Annotated in this window: 16 protein-coding genes; 11 read left to right on the plus strand and 5 right to left on the minus strand. The window is 69.3% G+C overall.

Annotated elements, in window-relative coordinates:
- Nucleotides 1-79: 79 nt before the first annotated feature.
- Both ispD and ispF read left to right on the plus strand, forming a co-directional pair.
- Entirely contained in the window at nucleotides 80-946 is an 867-nt protein-coding gene (gene ispD / locus RT051_RS01205) for a 2-C-methyl-D-erythritol 4-phosphate cytidylyltransferase (RefSeq protein ID WP_313070164.1), read from the plus strand.
- Between the two features lie 25 nt (nucleotides 947-971).
- On the plus strand, nucleotides 972-1,451 hold the full coding sequence (gene ispF, locus RT051_RS01210; protein ID WP_313070166.1) for a 2-C-methyl-D-erythritol 2,4-cyclodiphosphate synthase: 480 nt from the start codon (nucleotides 972-974) through the stop codon (nucleotides 1,449-1,451).
- Nucleotides 1,452-1,475: 24 nt separating this feature from the next.
- Here ispF and RT051_RS01215 read toward each other — a convergent pair whose 3' ends face one another.
- Nucleotides 1,476-2,978: a sensor histidine kinase gene (locus RT051_RS01215; protein ID WP_313070169.1), complete on the minus strand. Its 1,503-nt coding sequence runs from the start codon at nucleotides 2,976-2,978 to the stop codon at nucleotides 1,476-1,478.
- 127 nt (nucleotides 2,979-3,105) lie between these two features.
- Entirely contained in the window at nucleotides 3,106-3,837 is a 732-nt protein-coding gene (gene ompR, locus RT051_RS01220; RefSeq protein WP_313070170.1) for a two-component system response regulator OmpR, read from the minus strand.
- Nucleotides 3,838-4,060: 223 nt separating this feature from the next.
- On the opposite strand from ompR, the gene RT051_RS01225 reads away from it, so the two are divergent.
- Complete coding sequence (locus RT051_RS01225; protein WP_313070171.1) at nucleotides 4,061-4,774, plus strand: SIMPL domain-containing protein; 714 nt, start codon at nucleotides 4,061-4,063, stop codon at nucleotides 4,772-4,774.
- Nucleotides 4,775-4,855: 81 nt separating this feature from the next.
- Here RT051_RS01225 and RT051_RS01230 read toward each other — a convergent pair whose 3' ends face one another.
- Complete coding sequence (locus tag RT051_RS01230; protein WP_313070172.1) at nucleotides 4,856-5,638, minus strand: 3-hydroxybutyrate dehydrogenase; 783 nt, start codon at nucleotides 5,636-5,638, stop codon at nucleotides 4,856-4,858.
- Nucleotides 5,639-5,706: 68 nt separating this feature from the next.
- Between RT051_RS01230 and RT051_RS01235 the strand changes: the two genes are divergently transcribed.
- The 6 genes from RT051_RS01235 (at nucleotide 5,707) to RT051_RS01260 (ending at nucleotide 14,575) form a co-directional block, all read left to right on the plus strand.
- Nucleotides 5,707-6,648 carry an alpha/beta hydrolase gene (locus RT051_RS01235; protein WP_313070303.1) on the plus strand — a complete coding sequence of 314 codons (942 nt, stop codon included), beginning with the start codon at nucleotides 5,707-5,709 and terminating at the stop codon, nucleotides 6,646-6,648.
- Nucleotides 6,645-8,879 carry a bifunctional (p)ppGpp synthetase/guanosine-3',5'-bis(diphosphate) 3'-pyrophosphohydrolase gene (locus RT051_RS01240; protein ID WP_313070173.1) on the plus strand — a complete coding sequence of 745 codons (2,235 nt, stop codon included), beginning with the start codon at nucleotides 6,645-6,647 and terminating at the stop codon, nucleotides 8,877-8,879. The genes RT051_RS01235 and RT051_RS01240 overlap by 4 nt, the downstream gene beginning before the upstream one ends.
- A 208-nt stretch (nucleotides 8,880-9,087) precedes the next feature.
- The gene (gene carA / locus RT051_RS01245; RefSeq protein ID WP_313070174.1) at nucleotides 9,088-10,272 is read left to right on the plus strand and encodes a glutamine-hydrolyzing carbamoyl-phosphate synthase small subunit; all 1,185 of its coding nucleotides are present in this window, start codon (nucleotides 9,088-9,090) and stop codon (nucleotides 10,270-10,272) included.
- A 25-nt stretch (nucleotides 10,273-10,297) separates the two neighbouring features.
- Complete coding sequence (carB, locus tag RT051_RS01250; RefSeq protein ID WP_313070175.1) at nucleotides 10,298-13,561, plus strand: carbamoyl-phosphate synthase large subunit; 3,264 nt, start codon at nucleotides 10,298-10,300, stop codon at nucleotides 13,559-13,561.
- 121 nt (nucleotides 13,562-13,682) lie between these two features.
- Complete coding sequence (gene greA / locus RT051_RS01255) at nucleotides 13,683-14,159, plus strand: transcription elongation factor GreA (protein ID WP_313070176.1); 477 nt, start codon at nucleotides 13,683-13,685, stop codon at nucleotides 14,157-14,159.
- Nucleotides 14,160-14,167: 8 nt separating this feature from the next.
- Nucleotides 14,168-14,575, plus strand: a complete 408-nt coding sequence (locus RT051_RS01260) for a DUF4149 domain-containing protein (RefSeq protein ID WP_313070178.1) — start codon at nucleotides 14,168-14,170, stop codon at nucleotides 14,573-14,575.
- Between the two features lie 3 nt (nucleotides 14,576-14,578).
- On the opposite strand, the gene RT051_RS01265 is transcribed toward RT051_RS01260, so the two are convergent.
- Both RT051_RS01265 and RT051_RS01270 read right to left on the minus strand, forming a co-directional pair.
- Entirely contained in the window at nucleotides 14,579-15,322 is a 744-nt protein-coding gene (locus RT051_RS01265; protein ID WP_313070180.1) for a glycosyltransferase, read from the minus strand.
- A complete protein-coding gene (locus RT051_RS01270; RefSeq protein WP_313070183.1) occupies nucleotides 15,322-15,792 on the minus strand; it encodes a YhbY family RNA-binding protein in 471 nt (156 codons plus the stop codon). The genes RT051_RS01265 and RT051_RS01270 overlap by 1 nt, the downstream gene beginning before the upstream one ends.
- 23 nt (nucleotides 15,793-15,815) lie before the next feature.
- Here RT051_RS01270 and RT051_RS01275 point away from each other — a divergent pair, with 23 nt between their 5' ends.
- The gene (locus RT051_RS01275) at nucleotides 15,816-16,481 is read left to right on the plus strand and encodes an RlmE family RNA methyltransferase (RefSeq protein WP_313070185.1); all 666 of its coding nucleotides are present in this window, start codon (nucleotides 15,816-15,818) and stop codon (nucleotides 16,479-16,481) included.
- A gap of 141 nt (nucleotides 16,482-16,622) precedes the next feature.
- Nucleotides 16,623-18,539: an ATP-dependent zinc metalloprotease FtsH gene (gene ftsH / locus RT051_RS01280; RefSeq protein WP_313070187.1), complete on the plus strand. Its 1,917-nt coding sequence runs from the start codon at nucleotides 16,623-16,625 to the stop codon at nucleotides 18,537-18,539.
- The last annotated feature ends 74 nt before the right edge of the window (nucleotides 18,540-18,613 follow it).

An 18,613-nucleotide genomic window follows, 5' to 3' on the forward strand; every position in this document is an offset into this window, starting at 1 on the left:
CGCCGCCGGACGTCTGAAGCAGGCTGGGCCCGGGGTGGGCAGCGTATGGACGGCGGAGGGCGATTCTAGAATGCCACCCATGACCGAATCGTCCGCTTTTGGCGCCCTGCCGGGTCAGCCCGATGCCCGCCCCGCCTTGTCGCCCGGGGCGCGGCTGTGGGCGCTGATTCCCTGCGCCGGCAGCGGCACGCGGGCCCTGGCCCCCGGGGCGGGCGCGGCGGCGGCCAAGCAATACCAGCCGGTGGCTGGCCAGCCGCTGGTGCGGCACACTCTGGCGGCTTTTGCCGGCGTGGCGCGCCTGGCCGGCACGCTGGTGGCGGTGGCGCCGGGCGATGATTTCTTCGAGCGCCACCCGCCCCTGCACCCTGGCAGCTTTGCCGTGCCCTGCGGGGGCGCGACCCGGGCCGACACGGTCCTGGGCGGCCTGTGCACGCTGGCGCAGCGCGGCGCGCAGGACGCCGACTGGGTGCTGGTGCACGACGCCGCGCGCTGCCTGGTGACGACGGCGCTGATCGACCGGCTGATCGACGTCTGCCTGCACGACAGCGTGGGCGGGCTGCTGGCGCACAAGCTGGCCGACACCCTCAAGACCGCCAGCGACGGCCCCGGCGGCGTGCGCGTGCTCGCCACCGTGGACCGCAGCGACAAGTGGCTGGCGCAGACGCCGCAGATGTTCCGCCTGGGGGCGCTGCGCCAGGCGCTGGAGCAGGCGGGCAGCAGCGCCACCGACGAGGCCAGCGCCATGGAGGCCGCGGGCCTGCGCCCGCGTCTGGTCGAGGGCGGGGCGCAGAACTTCAAGGTCACCTGGCCGGAGGACTTCGCCCTGGCCGAGGCTGTGCTGGCGCAGCGCCTGCACGGCGCCACGGTCGAGCGTTTCGGCGGCGCGCTGGGGGAGGCGGCCAGCGGTGCGGACACGGCCGTGTTCTTCGCGCGGCCGCTGCGCTGACCCGCACCCGAACACAAGGAAAGACATGGAACTGAGGATTGGCGAGGGCTGGGACGTGCACGCCCTGGTGCCGGGACGGCCGCTGGTGATCGGCGGCGTCGAGATCGCGCACCGCATGGGCCTGCTGGGCCATTCGGACGCCGACGTGCTGCTGCACGCCATCACCGACGCGCTGCTGGGCGCGGCCGGGCTGGGCGACATCGGCACCCACTTTCCCGACACGGACGAGCGCTTTCGCGGCGCCGACTCCGGCGTGCTGCTGGCCGAGGCCGGGCGGCGTGTGGCGGCCGGGGGCTGGCGCGTGGCCAACCTCGACAGCACCGTCATCGCCCAGGCACCGCGGCTGGCACCGCACATCGCGGCCATGCGCGAGCGCATCGCCGCGGCCCTGGCGCTGGCACCCGGTCAGGTCAACGTCAAGGCCAAGACCGCCGAGCGCCTGGGCTCCGTGGGGCAGGGCCTGGCCATGGAGGCGCGGGCCGTGGTGCTGCTGCTGCGCGGCTGAGGCCGCGCCTGGTGCGCACGGCGATCACTGCGAACGCGGGCTGCGCGCCGGCCGCTGCGGCAGGTGGCGCTTGATCATGGGGCGGCGCAGGCGGGGCTTGGGGTCCTTGCCGTCGGGCAGGTCGGGGGCGCGCTGCAGCTGCACATGGGCCACCAGGCCGCCGTCGGGCGCGTTGGCCAGCGTGAACGAGCCCCCCAGGCGCTGGATGGTCTTATCCACGATGGACAGGCCCAGGCCCGCGCCGGCGGCTGCCGTGCGGGCGGCGTCGCCGCGAAAGAACGGCTTGGTCAGGCTGGACAGCTGGTCGGCCGGGGCGCCCGGCCCGTGGTCGTGCAGCCTGAGCACCACCCACTGCGCGTTGCCGCGCGCGGTGATGTCCACCGTGGTGATGCCCGTCTGCGGGTCCTTGGCGTAGCGGCGCGCGTTCTCCAGCAGGTTGGAGATGACGCGCGCCAGCTCCACCTCGTCGGCCAGGGCGTTGAGGTCCTCGGGCACCTGCATGGTGATGGCCAGCTCGCGGTGGTCCTGCACGGCATAGACGCACGAGGACACCACGGCGTGCAGGTTGACCGGCGTGAGCGCCACGGCCTCGGGGCGGGCGTAGTCGAGGAACTTGTCGATGGTGGCGTCCAGCTGCACGATGTCGGCCACCATGTGCTGGCGCGCCACGTCGTCGAGCACGCTCATCTCGGTCTCCAGGCGCAGGCGCGCCAGCGGGGTGCGCAGGTCGTGCGAGATGCCGGCCAGCATGACGGCGCGGTCCTGCTCCAGCTTGGCGAGCTTTTGCGCCATGCGGTTGAAGCCGATGTTGACCTCGCGGATCTCGTTGGTCACCACGCCCTCGTCGAGCTGGCTGGCCGCGAAGTCGCCGTCGCGCACGCGGTTGGCCGCGTACGACAGCTGCTTGAGCGGCCGGTTGATGAGCCGCGCGATCGCCGCCGCGCCGGCCAGCGACAGGGCAGCGGCCATCAGCAGCCAGATCAGCCAGGTCGCGCCGCTGGCGCTGTCCAGGCGCGAGCGGTCCATGCGCAGCCAGTTGCTGTCGCCGCTGATGGTGAAGCCGATCCACAGCCCCGGCTCGCCGTTGACGCTGCCGGCCACGATGGTGCCCGGGCCCAGTCGTTGGGTGAGCTCCTGCGTCAGGCGCGCGCCCAGTGCCGAGGGTGCCAGCGGCTCGAACCGGTCGGCCGGCTCGCGCGGCAGGATGCGCACCCCTTCCTGGTCGGCCATGGTCTTCAGGAGCGACACGCGCGCGATGGCGTCGGCATGCACCAGTGCCGCGCGGCTCAGGTTGACCAGCGAGGCGATCTGCTGCGCCGACTGCAGCGTGCGCGGCTCGAACTCCAGCGTGCGCAGGGTCTGCAGCCACGCCAGGATGCTGCCCAGCAGCAGCAGCGACAGCAGGAAGAAGGTGCGCCAGAAAAGATTGAGGCCGACCCGCGCGCGAGGCGCCCGGTGTCGGGCCCGGGCGCCGGCGGAGCGCGGGGAGCTGCTCGCGCTGCGCGGGTCTGGGGGAAGGTCACTCATGAACGTCGGATCGCAGGCGCCGCGCGGCGCATCGCGGCAAAGGCCCGAGGGGAGGGCGGCAGGCCCCAGGCACGCCGGCCTTCGGCGTGCTGGAGGCGTATCCGGGGCGGGACACGCTTGAGGAACCTCAGTTCGCTCCGTCCGGCACGAACACGTAGCCTACACCCCAGACGGTCTGGATGTAGCGCGGCTGGGCGGCGTCCACCTCCACCAGCTTGCGCAGGCGCGAGATCTGCACGTCCAGGCTGCGGTCGAAGGGCTCGAACTCGCGCCCGCGCGCCAGCAGAGCGAGCTTTTCGCGCGACAGCGGCTGGCGCGGGTGGCGCACCAGGGCCTTGAGCATGGCGAATTCGCCGGTGGTCAGCGGCAGCTCCTCGCCGTTCCTTTGCAGCGCACGGGTGCCCAGGTCGAAGGTGAAGGGGCCGAAGGTGACCACCTCGTTGTCGCCCGAGGGTGCGCCCGGTGCCTCTTGCGGCGGGCGGCGGCGCAGCACGGCGTGGATGCGCGCCAGCAGCTCGCGCGGGTTGAAGGGCTTGCCCAGATAGTCGTCCGCGCCGACCTCCAGGCCGACGATGCGGTCCACGTCCTCGCCCTTGGCGGTGAGCATGATGATGGGTGTGCGGTCGTTGGCGGCGCGCAGGCGCCGGCAGATGGACAGGCCGTCCTCGCCGGGCATCATCAGGTCGAGCACGATGAGGTCCACGGTCTCGCGCAGCAGGATGCGGTTGAGCGCCTTGCCATCTTCCGCAACCATGACTTCGAAGCCTTCCTGCGTGAGATAGCGGCGCAGCAGGTCTCGGATGCGCGCGTCGTCGTCCACCACGAGTACCTTGTCCGTCCGGTTGGTTGTGGAAGCCATACTTTCTTCTCCAGGCCGAAATTTGTAACAGAGGGGGATTCTGACCAGCTTGGCCCCGGAAAACCGCGGCCGCCGCAACGGTCTGACCAACTGTTACAAGTTTTTCGGCGGTGTGCAATGACATTACCGGCGATTCATGTTTCAGCTGCCACGGGCCGGTTAGTTTCTCTGTCGGAGAACAGCGCAAACGGCTGTGCCACGGCTTCCAACGGAAAGGAAATTCATGCGAAACACTATTAAAATCATAGCTGCAGGTGCCCTCATGGCAACGGCTATCGGCGCTTTTGCCCAAAATTCCGGGCCTGAGACACCGCACAACGTGCTGCAGCTGTCGGCCACGGGCCAGGTGGAGGTGCAGCAGGACCTGCTGGTCATGACCCTGGCCACCACGCGCGAGGGCGCGGACGCCGCCTCGGTGCAGGCCGAGCTGCGCCAGGCTCTTGACAGCGCGCTGCCCGAGGCCCGGCGCAATGCCGAGCCCGGCCGCATGGACGTGAGCACGGGCGCCTTCAGCATCCAGCCGCGCTACGCCAAGGAGGGCCGGATCAGCGGCTGGCAGGGCCGCGCCGAGCTGATCCTGCAGGGCCGCGACTTCGCGCGCATCAGCGCCGCGGCAGGGCGCATCCAGGCGCTGACGGTCTCACGCGTGGCATTCGATCTGTCGCGCGAGGCGCGCACGCGGGTCGAGGCCGAAGCCCAGGCGCAGGCGGTGGAGGCCTTCAAGGCACGGGCAACGCAGCTCGCGCGCGGGTTCGGCTTTGGCGGCTACGCCCTGCGCGAGGTCAGCGTCAACAGCCACGAGGCAGGCCCCGGCCCGCGGCCGCGCATGATGGCCATGGCCGCGCGCGCCGACAACCTCGAGGCCGAGCCGGTGCCGGTGGAGGCGGGCAAGACCCAGGTGGTGGTGACCATCTCGGGTTCGGTGCAGCTGCGCTGAACGGCCAGGGTTTTTGGTGTTTTGGCCCTCCAGCCCTGGCTGGTGCTGGAGGTTATGCTATCAAAAAAATTTATCGCGAAGTTATTGCGCGACCCAGCCGCCGTCCATGTTCCAGGCCACGCCGCGCACGTTGTTGCCGGCGGGCGAGCAGAAGAACACCGCCAGCTCGCCCAGCTCCTCGGGCGTGGTGAACTGCATGGAGGGCTCCTTCTCGCCCAGCAGCAGGCGACGGGCTTCTTCATCGGACACGCCGTGCTGCTCGGCCCGGGCGTCCACCTGCTTCTGCACCAGGGGCGTGAGCACCCAGCCCGGGCAGATGGCGTTGCAGGTCACGCCGGTGGTGGCGGTCTCCAGCGCCGTGACCTTGGTCAGGCCCACGATGCCGTGCTTGGCCGCCACGTAGGCCGACTTCTGCGCTGACGCCACCAGGCCATGCACCGAGGCTACGTTGATGACGCGGCCCCAGTTCGCCTCCAGCATGGCCGGCAGCGCCAGGCGCGTGGTGTGGAAGGCGCTGGTCAGGTTGATGGCCAGGATGGCATCCCACTTCTCGGGCGGGAAGTCCTGCACCGGCGCCACGTGCTGGATGCCGGCGTTGTTGACCAGGATGTCCACGCGGCCGAACTCCGCCGCCGCGTGCGCCATCAGGGCCTCGATCTCGGCCGGGCGGCTCATGTCGGCGCCGTGGTGGCTCACGCGCACGCCGGCATGCCGGCCTGCGGCCAGCACCTCGGCGCGCGGGCTGTCCACGTCGCCGAAGCCGTTGAGCACGATATGGGCGCCCTGGCGCGCCAGGGCCTTGGCGATGCCAAGGCCGATGCCGCTGGTGGAGCCGGTGACGAGGGCGGTCTTGCCGTTGAGCATGAGGGGGTCTCCGAATGAATTACGATGCAACGCAGACATTATCCGAGGCCGCCGGCCCGGCCGATTCCATGATTGAACCTACGCTGAACTACGTACCGTGCCCCGGGGTGCCCGCTGCCGGCGGCGCGCAGCAGGGGGCGTCCGGCCACCGCATGGCCTACTGGGAATGGGGGCCGGGCGATGCCGCAGCGCGCGGCCACGTCGTCGTCTGCGTGCACGGCCTGTCGCGCCAGGGGCGCGACTTCGACGTGCTGGCGCGTGCACTGGCGCCACACGCGCGCGTGGTCTGCCCCGACGTGGCCGGCCGCGGCCACAGCGACTGGCTGGCCAACCCGGCGCTCTACCAGGTCCCCGTCTATGCCGCCGACATGCTGGCCCTGCTGGCGCAGCTGCACGGCGAGGAGCCGATCCGGCGGCTCGACTGGGTCGGCACCAGCATGGGCGGGCTGATCGGCATGGCCGTGGCCGGGCAGGACCTGCTGGCGCTGCCCGCGCCCGTGCGGCGCATGGTGCTCAACGACGTGGGCCCGGCCCTGGAGTGGCAGGCGCTCGAGCGTATCGGCCGCTACGTGGGCCAGCCCCTGCGCTTCGACAGCGTGGAGCAGGGCGCGCGGGCGTTGTGGGAGATCTCGTCGAGCTTCGGCCCGCACAGCGAGCAGGAATGGCTGGCGCTGTCGCGCCCGATGCTGCGGCCAGCCCCCGGCGGCGGCTTCATGCTGCACTACGACCCGGCCATCGCCCAGCCGCTGCGCGGGCTGACGCGCGAGCAGGCCGAGGCGGGCGCGGCCCAGCTGTGGCAGCTCTACGACCAGATCGGCGCCGAGGTGCTGCTGCTGCGCGGACAGGACTCGGACCTGCTGTCGCGCGAGACGGCGCGGCAGATGGGCGAGCGCGGCCCGCGTGCGCGCCTGGTCGAGTTCGCCGGCGTGGGCCACGCGCCCACGCTGGTGGATGGTGCGCAGGTCGCGGCGGTCACGGACTTTCTCCTCGGCGACGCCGCCCGTCCATGAAGAGCAACACGCCCGCCGCCCTGCCGGCGCAGTCCGCGGCTGTGCGGCCCGAGGGCGTGCCCCAGGTGCTGGCCGCCACGGCCCAGGTGCCGCCCGGGCAGGTCGGGGCGCTGGAGCGCGCGCGGGTCTTCGCCGAACCCCTGCTGGCCGGCGAGACCATGGAGACGGGCGAGAACGCGCTGGTCCACGCCCATGGCGTGTGCGCCATCCTGCGCCACCTGGGTGGCTCGGAGATCATGCAGGCGGCCGCCTACCTGGTGCTGGCCTGCTCGCACCTGAACCGGCCCCAGGAGGTGATCGCCAAGGCCTTTGGCGACAGCCTGGCGGCGCTGGCGATGGAGACCACCAAGCTCATGCTGGTGCAGCGCCAGGCGCGCGACGCGCAGGTCGCCGGCCATCCCACGGACGACGCGGCGACGCAGACCGAGAACGTGCGCAAGATGCTGCTGGCCTTCTCGCGCGACCTGCGCGTGGTCATGCTGCGCCTGGCGTCGCGCCTGCAAACGTTGCGCTACTACGCCGCGAGCAAGCGGCCCGTCTCGCCGGCGCTGGCGCGCGAGGCGCTGCAGGTCTTCGCGCCGCTGGCCAACCGCCTGGGCATCTGGCAGATCAAGTGGGAGCTGGAAGACCTGGCGTTCCGCTTCCTCGAGCCCGAGACCTACCGCGAGATCGCTCGGCTGCTCGACGAGAAGCGCACCGAGCGCGAGCACTACATGCAGCAGCTGCGCAGCCGGCTCGAATCCGCACTGCGCGCGCACAGCATCAGCGCCACGGTGTCGGGCCGGCCCAAGCACATCTACAGCATCGTCAAGAAGATGCGCGGCAAGTCGCTGCCTTTCGACCAGGTCTTCGATATCCGCGCGCTGCGCGTCATCGTGCCCAGCGTCAAGGACTGCTATGCGGCGCTCAGCTGGGTGCACAGCCAGTTCGAGCCCATCCAGGCCGAGTTCGACGACTACATCGCCCGGCCCAAGCCCAACGGCTACCAGTCGCTGCACACCGTGGTGCGCGACGAGGCCGGGCGTGCCATCGAGATCCAGATCCGCACCCAGGCCATGCACGACCACGCCGAAAGCGGCGTGGCGGCGCACTGGGCCTACAAGGAGGCGGGCGCCAAGGGCTACGCCGGCGTGTCCGCCAGCAGCGAGTACGACGCAAAGATAGCCGTGCTGCGCCAGCTGCTGGAGTGGGAGCGCGACCTGTCGGGCGCCGCCGGCCGGGGCCTGTTTGAAGACCGCATCTACGTGCTGACGCCGGGCGCGGCCGTGGTCGAGCTGCCCCAGGGCGCGACGCCGCTGGATTTCGCCTATGCCGTGCACACCAATGTCGGCCACCGCTGCCGGGGCGCGCGGGTCGACGGGGTGATGGTGCCGCTCAACACGCCGCTGCACAACGGCCAGACGGTGGAGATCAGCACCGTCAAGGAGGGCCGGCCCTCGCGCGACTGGCTCAACCCCGAGCTGGGCTACCTGAACAGCAGCCGCGCCCGCGCCAAGGTGCGCGCCTGGTTCAACGCCCAGGCCACGCACGCCACCGTGGCCCGCGGCCGCGAGGCGGTGGAAAAGCTGCTGCAGCGCGAGGGTAAGACCGCCGTCAAGCTCGACGAGCTGGCGGCGCAGCTGGGCTTCAAGACGGCCGACGCCCTGTTCGAGGTGGTGGGCAAGGACGAGTTTTCCCTGCGCTCCATCGAGACGCTGCTGCGCCCGCCCGCCGAGGCTGCGCCGGCCGAGCCCGAGCTGGCCCTTAAGAAGCCGCGCGCCGCCGAGGGCGGACACAAGGGCGCGGTGCTGGTGGTGGGCATCGACTCGCTCATGACGCAGCTGGCCAAGTGCTGCCGCCCTGCGCCGCCCGACCCCATCAGCGGCTTCGTCACGCGCGGCAAGGGCGTGAGCGTGCACCGCAGCGATTGCCGCAACTTCCGCGAAATGATGGCCAGGAACGCCGAGCGCGTGATCGAAGTGCAGTGGGGCGAGGCCGCGGTGCGTCCGGGCAAGGCCGCCGTCTATCCGGTGGACGTGGCCGTGGAGGCCACCGACCGCCAGGGCCTGCTGCGCGACATCTCCGACGTCTTCGCGCGCGAGAAGACCAACGTCGTCGGCGTGCAGACGCAGTCCGTGCGCGGCACGGCCTGGATGACCTTCACCGTGGAGATCGCCGACGCCGGGCGCCTGAACAAGGTGCTGGCCATCGTCGCCGGCGTGCCCGGCGTGCGCTCGGCGCGCCGGCGCTGACGACGCTCCGCCGGGGCGCGCGCTGCAACAAAAACGTGGCCCGCGCGCCCGTGCAGCGCAAGCCCTCGCGCTACAATGCAGGGCTTTCCCGCCAAATTGTCGCCCGGCCGCAACAAAGCATTTCCCCCCTGAGCAGCAGCCCGCAGGACGCTTCACCGAGCGCCCTCCTGCAGGCTACCGGGCGACCCGCATTTTTTCGGAGAACCCAGTGCTCTTGTCTCTCAAGGGATCCTTCCCGCCCGCCATCCTGGCGCTGGCAGACGGCACAGTCCTTATCGGCCAGTCCATCGGTGCCAGCGGCACCACGGTGGGCGAGGTGGTCTTCAACACCTCGCTGACCGGCTACCAGGAAATCCTCACCGACCCCAGCTATTGCCAGCAGATCGTGACGCTCACGTATCCGCACATCGGCAACTATGGCGTCAACGACGAGGACGTAGAGGCCGACAGGGTCCATGCCGCCGGCCTCGTCATCCGCGACCTGCCGCTCACCACGAGCAACTTCCGCAGCACCCAGGACCTGTCGGCCTATCTGAAGGCCCAGGGCTGCGTGGCCATCGCCGACGTGGACACGCGCCGCCTCACGCGCCTGCTGCAGGGCGGAGGCGCGCAGAACGGCGCCATCGTCGCCCTGGCCGAGGGCGAAGAGGTGACGCAGCAGCGCATCGACGAGGCCCTGGCGGCCGCGCGTGGCGCGCCCGCCATGCAGGGCCTGGACCTGGCACGCGTCGTCAGCACGCGCGCGCCCTACACCTGGGACGAGACCGAGTGGGAACTGGGCCGGGGCTTCGGCAGGCTCGATGCGCCGCAGTTCCACGTCGTGGCCTATGACTTCGGCGTCAAGCGCAACATCCTGCGCATGCTGGCCAGCCGCGGCTGCAAGCTCACCGTGGTGCCGGCCGACACGCCCGCCGCCGAGGTGCTGGCCATGAAGCCGGACGGGGTCTTCCTGTCCAACGGCCCGGGCGACCCGGCCGCCTGCGACTACGCCATTGCCGCGGTGCGCGAGATCGTGGACGCGGGCGTGCCCACCTTCGGCATCTGCCTGGGCCACCAGATCATGGCGCTGGCCGCCGGCGCCAGCACCTTCAAGATGGACAACAGCCACCACGGCTGTAACCACCCGGTCAAGGGCGTGGACAGCGGGCGCGTCAGCATCACCAGCCAGAACCACGGCTTCGCGGTGGACCTGGGCACCATGCCGGACCACCTGCGCGCCACGCACCTGAGCCTGTTCGACGGCACGCTGCAGGGCCTGGAGTTCACCGACAAGCCGGCGTTCTCCTTCCAGGGCCACCCCGAGGCCTCGTCCGGCCCGCACGACATCGCCCACCTGTTCGACCGCTTCACCGAGCTGATGCACGCCGCCCAGGCGCAGAAAGCCGCCGCCTGAGCGGGCCCCCGCCCACGCACACACCATGCCAAAACGCACAGATCTCAAAAGCATCCTCATCATCGGCGCCGGCCCCATCATCATTGGGCAGGCCTGCGAATTCGACTACTCCGGCGTGCAGGCCTGCAAGGCGCTGCGCGAGGAGGGCTACCGCGTCATCCTGATCAACAGCAACCCCGCGACGATCATGACCGACCCGGCCACGGCCGACGTCACCTACATCGAGCCCATCACCTGGCAGACTGTCGAGAAGATCATCGCCAAGGAGCGCCCCGACGCCATCCTGCCCACCATGGGCGGCCAGACCGCGCTGAACTGCGCGCTGGACCTGTGGAAGCACGGCGTGCTCAACAAGTACCGCGTGGAGCTGATCGGCGCCAAGCCCGAGGCCATCGACAAGGCCGAGGACCGCCTGAAGTTCAAGGACGCGATGACGCGCATCGGCCTGGAGTCGGCGCGTTCGGGCATTGCCCACAGCATGGACGAAGCCTGGGCCGTGCAAAAGCGCGTGGGCTTTCCCACCGTCATTCGCCCCAGCTTTACGCTGGGCGGCACGGGTGGTGGCATCGCCTACAACTCCGAGGAGTTCGAGACCATCGCCAAGCGCGGCCTGGAGGCTTCACCCACCAGCGAACTGCTGATCGAGGAGTCGCTGCTGGGCTGGAAGGAGTTCGAGATGGAGGTCATCCGCGACAAGGCGGACAACTGCATCATCGTGTGCTCCATCGAGAACCTGGACCCCATGGGCGTACATACGGGCGATTCCATCACCGTGGCGCCGGCGCAGACGCTGACCGACAAGGAATACCAGATCATGCGCAACGCCAGCCTGGCGGTGCTGCGCGAGATCGGCGTGGACACGGGCGGCTCCAACGTGCAGTTCGCCGTCAACCCTGCCGACGGCCGCATGATCGTGATCGAGATGAACCCGCGCGTGTCGCGCTCCTCGGCGCTGGCCTCCAAGGCCACGGGCTTCCCGATCGCAAAAATAGCCGCCAAGCTGGCCGTGGGCTACACGCTCGACGAGCTCAAGAACGAGATCACCGGTGGCGCCACGCCGGCCAGCTTCGAGCCGACCATCGACTACGTGGTCACCAAGATCCCGCGCTTTGCGTTCGAAAAGTTCCCCATGGCCGACTCGCGCCTGACCACGCAGATGAAGAGCGTGGGCGAGGTCATGGCCATGGGCCGCACCTTCCAGGAGTCCTTCCAGAAGGCCCTGCGCGGCCTGGAAGTGGGTGTGGACGGCATGAACGAGAAGACCCAGGACCGCGAGCTTCTGGAAAAGGAGCTGGGCGAACCCGGCCCCGAGCGCATCTGGTACGTGGGCGACGCCTTCGCCATGGGCCTGACCGTGGACGAGGTGCACGACCTCACGAAGATCGACCGGTGGTTCCTGGTGCAGATCGAGCAGATCGTCAAGATCGAGCTGGAGCTGGACCAGCTCACTGCCGACAAGGGCGAGCAGGCGCTGGCCAGCCTGGACAAGGCCACGCTGCTCGAACTCAAGAGGAAGGGCTTTTCCGACCGACGCCTGGCCAAGCTGCTCAAGACGAACGAGAAGGCCGTGCGCGAGGCGCGCCGCGCCGCCGGCGTGCGCCCGGTCTACAAGCGCGTGGACACCTGCGCCGCCGAGTTTCCGACCGACACCGCCTACATGTATTCGACCTATGAGGAAGAGTGCGAGGCGCGTCCCACGGACCGCAAAAAGATCATGGTGCTGGGCGGCGGGCCCAACCGCATCGGCCAGGGCATCGAGTTCGACTACTGCTGCGTGCACGCGGCGCTGGCCATGCGCGAGGACGGCTACGAGACCATCATGGTCAACTGCAATCCCGAGACGGTCTCGACCGACTACGACACCTCCGACCGCCTGTATTTCGAGCCGCTGACGCTGGAGGACGTGCTGGAGATCGTCGACCTGGAAAAGCCCGAGGGCGTGATCGTGCAGTACGGCGGCCAGACGCCGCTCAAACTTGCGCTGGGCCTGGAGCGGGAAGGCGTGCCCATCATCGGCACCAGCCCCGACATGATCGACGCGGCCGAAGACCGCGAGCGCTTCCAGAAGCTGCTGGGTGAGCTCAAGCTGCGCCAGCCGCCCAATGCCACCGCCCGCACCGAGGCCGAGGCGCTGGAGAAGGCCGCCACCCTCGGCTATCCGCTGGTCGTGCGCCCGAGCTACGTGCTGGGCGGGCGCGCCATGGAGATCGTACACGAGCAGCGCGACCTGGAGCGCTACATGCGCGAGGCCGTGAAGGTCTCCAACGACTCGCCCGTGCTGCTGGACCGCTTCCTGTCCAACGCCATCGAGTGCGACGTGGACTGCGTGCGTGACCACACCGGCGCCGTCTTCATCGGCGGCGTGATGGAGCACATCGAGCAGGCGGGCGTGCACTCGGGCGACTCGGCCTGCTCGCTGCCGCCGTACTACCTGTCGGCCGAGACGGTGGCCGAGATCAAGCGCCAGACGGCTGCCATGGCCGAAGGCCTGAACGTGGTCGGCCTGATGAACGTGCAGTTCGCCATCCAGGAAGTGGGCGAGGGCGCGGACAAGCGCGACGTGATCTACGTGCTGGAGGTGAACCCGCGCGCCAGCCGCACCGTGCCGTTCGTGTCCAAGGCCACCGGCATCCAGCTGGCCAAGGTCGCGGCGCGCTGCATGGCCGGCCAGACGCTGGCGCAGCAGGGCGTGACGCGCGAAGTCACCCCGCCGTACTTCAGCGTCAAGGAGGCCGTCTTCCCCTTCGTCAAGTTCCCCGGCGTGGACACCATCCTCGGCCCCGAGATGAAGTCCACGGGCGAGGTCATGGGCGTGGGCAAGACCTTTGGCGAGGCTTTCGTCAAGAGCCAGCTGGGCGCCGGCACGCGCCTGCCACGCTCGGGCAAGGTCTTCCTCACGGTGAAGAACGCCGACAAGTCGCGCGTGGTGCCGGTCGCGCGCGACCTGGCGGCCATGGGTTTCGAGCTGCTGGCCACCAAGGGTACGGCCGCGGCGATCGCCGAGGCTGGCGTCAAGGTGCAGGTGGTCAACAAGGTCACCGAAGGGCGCCCGCACATCGTGGACATGATCAAGAACGAGGAAATCGCCATGGTCATCAACACGGTGGAAGAGCGCCGCAACGCCATCGCCGACTCGCGCGCCATCCGCACCAGCTCGCTGGCCGCCCGCGTCACCACCTTCACCACCATCTTCGGCGCCGAAGCCGCCGTCGAGGGGCTGAAGTTCATGGACCAGCTGGGCGTCATCTCGGTGCAGGAGATGCACGCGCAGCTGAACCAGCAGGCCTGATGCGCCGCGCCGCAAAGGCGGCATAATCGGCGCTGACCTGTCACGAGACCGCCGCGCGGCAACGCGCGGCGGTTTGCTTTTTGTCTTTTTTGTTTGAGCTTCCACGGAGACTGAACGACCCATGGCCACCATCCCCATCACCAAGCGCGGCGCCGAGCAGCTGAAGGCCGAGTTGCACCGCCTGAAGACCATCGAGCGGCCCGCGGTGATCAACGCCATCGCCGAGGCGCGCGCCCAGGGCGACCTGAGCGAGAACGCCGAGTACGAGGCTGCCAAGGACCGCCAGGGCTTCATCGAAGGGCGCATCGCCGAGGTCGAGGGCAAGCTGGCTGCGGCCCAGGTCATCGACCCCGCGAGCCTGGACGCCGGCGGGCGCGTGGTCTTCGGTGCCACGGTGGAGCTGGAGGATGAGGACTCGGGCGAGCCCGTCAAGTACCAGATCGTCGGCGAGGACGAGGCCGACCTGAAGCTGGGCCTGATCAACGTGGGCAGCCCCATCGCGCGCGCGCTGATCGGCAAGGAAGAGGGCGACACCGCCGAGGTGCAGGCCCCGGGCGGCGTGCGCCGCTACGAGATCGTCACCGTCAGCTATCTCTGAGCGCCACCATGCGCGAACGTCTGCCCGTGCTGCTGGCTGCGCTGTGGTGGGGCAGCCTTGGCACCATCGGCTTCGTGGCCGTGCCACTCTTGTTCATGCACCTGCCCAGCCCGGCGCTGGCGGGCAACACGGCGGCGCGGCTGTTCGAGGCGCAAGCTATTATTTCAATAGCGTGTGGTCTTGGCCTGTTGGTCCTTTCTAAGGACAAACATGCCGAAACCCAGACGGCATGGGGACGCAGTGCTACGGTTTTCATACTGGGCGGCATGCTGCTCGCGCTGCTGGTCCAGTTCGGCGTGGCGCCGCGCATCGTGGCGCGGCAGAACCTCAGGCTCTGGCACGGTCTGGGCAGCGTGATGTACGCCCTGCAGTGGCTGTGCGCGCTGGCCGTGCTGTGGCGCACGGCGCGGCGCTGAAGCTCACTCGCGCCAGTGCTCGGCCACCCAGGTGGCGGGCTCGATGTGGCGAAAACGCCGGTTGCGCCGGCCGGCCAGTGCGTCCGGCGGATTGCATTCGCCGTGGAAGACGACGACGCGCGCGTCCGGCGGAATGAAGGGCGCGCGCCAGTAGTTGCTCGGCCAGCGCGGGATGCTGTGGTACTTGAAGCTCGGGCACCAGGCGGCCGGCCAGTAGGCCAGCCGGCCCTGGGCATGCATGAAGTCCGACAGATAGGCCTGCTCGTTGCGAAAGCGCCGCCGCACCTCCTCGACATGGCTGCGAAAGTGCTCCAGCACGTCGGCGTGCGCGCCCAGTTCGAAGCGATAGACCGAGGAGTTGCCGGTGATGCGCCACGGCCGCTTGTAGTCGTGGATGATGAGAAATTCACCCGGCTGGGTGAAGAAATCATCCAGCGGCCCCACCACCACCACGTCCACGTCGAGAAACAGCGCCGTGCCGCGCAGCCCGTGCAGGTCGGCGCTGAAGGTGGCCAGCTTGTTCCAGCCGCGCTCGGGAATGCCCGCGGGCAGCTGCAGCGCCGGGATGGGCCGGCACAGCACCTCCGCCCGGATGCCGGTGACGTCGTCGGTCAGGCAGACGAAGGTGAAGTCGCCGCTCAGGTGCCGGCGCACCATGGCGTAGAGCCGGTTGACGTACTCGGGGCCGTACTTGCTGCCCCACTTCATGCACAGGATGTGGCGCGCGGGCGCCGCCGGCGGCGCCATCAGCCGCCCTGGCGCTTCTTCACCGACTGCTGCTTGGGCTTGGCGCGCTTGAGCTGGCCGCCGGCCGTCAGGCGCTGGTTGCCCAGCACGCGCAGCTGCTTGACCTCGGGGCGCTGGCCGGGCCGGCCGTACTTGAGCACCTTGACGTCGCGCGGGCCGGGCTTGCGGTCTTCGTCCAGCGCCTTGTCCTTGCGCGGCAGCGGGCGCCACAGCACCAGCAGCTTGCCGATGTGCTGGATGGGCGCGGCGCCCAGCTCGGCAGCCAGCTCGTGGTAGATGGCTTCGCGCGTGGCGCGGTCGTCGCTGAAGACGCGCACCTTGATCAGGCCGTGGGCCGACAGGGCGGCGTCGACCTCTTTCTTCACGCCGGCGGTCAGGCCGTCGGAGCCGACCATCACGACGGGTTGCAGGTGGTGCGCGTTGGCGCGGTGTTCGCGCCGCTCGGCGGGCGTCAGTTCAATCTGGGGCATGGGTCCGTATTATTCTTCAAGGCATGAAAGCCCAGACCAAAAGCAAGAAGGTCAACAAGGCGTGGTTGAACGACCACGTCAACGACCCGTACGTCAAGCTCGCGCAAAAGGAGGGCTACCGGGCGCGCGCCGCCTACAAGCTCAAGGAGATCGACGAGCAGCTGGGCCTGATCCGGCCCGGCCAGGTGGTGGTGGACCTGGGCAGCGCCCCCGGCGCCTGGAGCCAGTATGTGCGCCGCCGGCTGGCGCCGCAGGGGGCGGCCACGGGGCAGCTGGCCGGCACCATCGTTTCGCTGGATCTTCTGCCCATGGAGCCCATCGAGGGCGTGCTGTTCCTGCAGGGAGACTTTCGAGAGGAGGACGTGCTCGAACGGCTGCAGCAGGCGCTGGGTGGCCGGGCGGTGGACGTGGTGGTCTCGGACATGGCGCCCAACCTGTCGGGCGTGGAGTCGGTCGATGCCGTGCGTATCGCCCACCTGATCGAGCTGGCGGTGGACTTTGCCTTGCAGCACCTCAGGCCCGAGGGCGCGCTGGTGGTCAAGCTCTTTCACGGCAGCGGCTACACCCAGCTGGTGCAGCTGTTTCGCGACACCTTCCAGGTCGTCAAGACAGTCAAGCCCAAGGCCTCGCGCGACCGCTCGTCCGAGACCTTCCTCGTCGGCCTGCGGCCCAAGCCTGGGTTGCGCTGACGCGGCGGTGACCTTGTGGCAGGGCGGGGTTAATGCGTCGGCGCGCCGGGTTGAAACGCCTAAAATCCGCCCCACATGCGCCTGGACGGCCTCCGAACCCGGATGCGGCCGTCCCTCTTTTTTCCGTATCTGGAGTTCCGCTTGAACAATCAGTGGTTTTCTAAAGTCGCCGTCTGGCTGGTCATCGCCATGGTGCTGTTCACGGTGTTCAAACAGTTTGACACCCGGGCCGGCGCGAGCGCAGGCACCATCGGCTACTCCGCCTTCCTGGAGGACGTGCGTGGCGGCCGCATCAAGAGCGCCACCATTCAGGAGGGCCCCGGCGGCACCGAAATCGTGGCCTTGACCAACGATGAGCGCAAGGTGCGCACCACCGCCACCTACCTCGACCGCGGCCTGGTGGGCGACCTGATCAACAACAACGTCAAGTTCGACGTCAAGCCGCGCGAGGAGGGCTCGCTCCTCATGACGCTGCTGGTCAGCTGGGGCCCGATGCTGCTGCTGATCGGCGTGTGGGTGTACTTCATGCGGCAGATGCAGGGCGGCGGCAAGGGCGGGGCGTTCAGCTTCGGCAAGTCCAAGGCGCGCATGCTCGACGAGAACAACAACACCGTCACGTTTGCCGACGTGGCCGGCTGCGACGAGGCCAAGGAAGAGGTCAAGGAAGTGGTGGACTTCCTGAAGGACCCAAACAAGTTCCAGAAACTCGGCGGTCGCATCCCGCGCGGCCTGCTGCTGGTCGGCCCGCCCGGCACCGGCAAGACGCTGCTGGCCAAGTCGATCGCCGGCGAGGCCAAGGTGCCGTTCTTCAGCATCTCCGGCTCCGACTTCGTCGAGATGTTCGTCGGTGTGGGCGCGGCGCGTGTGCGCGACATGTTCGAGAACGCCAAGAAGAACGCCCCCTGCATCATCTTCATCGACGAAATCGACGCCGTGGGTCGCCAGCGTGGCGCGGGCCTGGGCGGCGGCAACGACGAGCGCGAACAGACGCTGAACCAGATGCTGGTCGAGATGGACGGCTTCGAGACCAATCTGGGCGTGATCGTGGTCGCCGCCACCAACCGCCCCGACATCCTGGACGCGGCCCTGCTGCGCCCGGGCCGCTTCGACCGCCAGGTCTACGTGACGCTGCCCGACATCCGCGGCCGCGAGCAGATCCTGAACGTGCACATGCGCAAGATCCCCGCAGGGCAGGACGTCAACCCGGCGATCATCGCCCGCGGCACGCCCGGCATGAGCGGCGCCGACCTGGCCAACCTGTGCAACGAGGCCGCGCTGATGGCCGCGCGTCGCAACGCGCGTGTGGTCGAGATGCAGGACTTCGAGAAGGCCAAGGACAAGATCCTGATGGGCCCCGAGCGCAAGTCCATGGTCATGCCCGAGGAGGAGCGGCGCAACACCGCCTATCACGAGGCCGGCCACGCGCTGATCGGCAAGCTGCTGCCCAAGTGCGACCCGGTGCACAAGGTCACCATCATCCCGCGCGGCCGCGCTCTGGGCGTGACCATGAGCCTGCCCGAGAAGGACCGCTACTCCTATGACAAGGAGTACATGCTGAACCAGATCGCCATGCTGTTCGGCGGCCGCATCGCGGAGGAGGTGTTCATGAACCAGATGACCACCGGCGCCTCCAACGACTTCGAGCGCGCCACGTCGATCGCGCGCGACATGGTCATGCGCTATGGCATGAGCGAGGCGCTGGGCCCCATGGTCTATGCGGAGAACGAAGGCGAGGTGTTCCTGGGCCGCTCGGTCACCAAGACCACCAACATCTCGGAGGAGACCATGCAGAAGGTCGATGCCGAGGTGCGCCGCATCATCGACGAGCAATACGCCCTGGCGCGCAACCTCATCGAGGAGAACCAGGACAAGATGCACGCCATGGCCCGCGCCATGCTCGAGTGGGAGACCATCGACGCCGAGCAGCTCGACGACATCATGGCCGGGCGCGAACCCCGTCCGCCCAAGGACTGGACGCCGCGCCGCCCACCCTCGGGGGGTGACGGCTCCGGCGGCACGCCGGCCGTCAATCCCGACCCGGCCCCTTCGGCGGCCTGAGCGGCGAAAGACCAGAGACCAGAGCGGGGCGCGAGCGCCCCGCTTTTTCACATCCCGCGCCAGCCGCTTTTTCT

Origin of the sequence: Melaminivora sp. (assembly GCF_032059615.1) — a bacterium.
Lineage (GTDB): Bacteria > Pseudomonadota > Gammaproteobacteria > Burkholderiales > Burkholderiaceae_C > Melaminivora.

What these genes read in the sequence shown, in the direction of transcription:
- RT051_RS01270 (WP_313070183.1), bottom strand. Translation starts at nt 15,792, where the DNA reads ATGCCCCAGATTGAACTGACGCCCGCCGAGCGGCGCGAACACCGCGCC.
- RT051_RS01275 (WP_313070185.1), top strand. Translation starts at nt 15,816, where the DNA reads ATGAAAGCCCAGACCAAAAGCAAGAAGGTCAACAAGGCGTGGTTGAAC.
- ompR (WP_313070170.1), bottom strand. Translation starts at nt 3,837, where the DNA reads ATGGCTTCCACAACCAACCGGACGGACAAGGTACTCGTGGTGGACGAC.
- RT051_RS01240 (WP_313070173.1), top strand. Translation starts at nt 6,645, where the DNA reads ATGAAGAGCAACACGCCCGCCGCCCTGCCGGCGCAGTCCGCGGCTGTG.
- greA (WP_313070176.1), top strand. Translation starts at nt 13,683, where the DNA reads ATGGCCACCATCCCCATCACCAAGCGCGGCGCCGAGCAGCTGAAGGCC.
- RT051_RS01265 (WP_313070180.1), bottom strand. Translation starts at nt 15,322, where the DNA reads ATGGCGCCGCCGGCGGCGCCCGCGCGCCACATCCTGTGCATGAAGTGG.
- RT051_RS01225 (WP_313070171.1), top strand. Translation starts at nt 4,061, where the DNA reads ATGCGAAACACTATTAAAATCATAGCTGCAGGTGCCCTCATGGCAACG.
- carB (WP_313070175.1), top strand. Translation starts at nt 10,298, where the DNA reads ATGCCAAAACGCACAGATCTCAAAAGCATCCTCATCATCGGCGCCGGC.
- RT051_RS01260 (WP_313070178.1), top strand. Translation starts at nt 14,168, where the DNA reads ATGCGCGAACGTCTGCCCGTGCTGCTGGCTGCGCTGTGGTGGGGCAGC.
- ispF (WP_313070166.1), top strand. Translation starts at nt 972, where the DNA reads ATGGAACTGAGGATTGGCGAGGGCTGGGACGTGCACGCCCTGGTGCCG.
- RT051_RS01215 (WP_313070169.1), bottom strand. Translation starts at nt 2,978, where the DNA reads ATGAGTGACCTTCCCCCAGACCCGCGCAGCGCGAGCAGCTCCCCGCGC.
- RT051_RS01230 (WP_313070172.1), bottom strand. Translation starts at nt 5,638, where the DNA reads ATGCTCAACGGCAAGACCGCCCTCGTCACCGGCTCCACCAGCGGCATC.
- RT051_RS01235 (WP_313070303.1), top strand. Translation starts at nt 5,707, where the DNA reads ATGATTGAACCTACGCTGAACTACGTACCGTGCCCCGGGGTGCCCGCT.
- ispD (WP_313070164.1), top strand. Translation starts at nt 80, where the DNA reads ATGACCGAATCGTCCGCTTTTGGCGCCCTGCCGGGTCAGCCCGATGCC.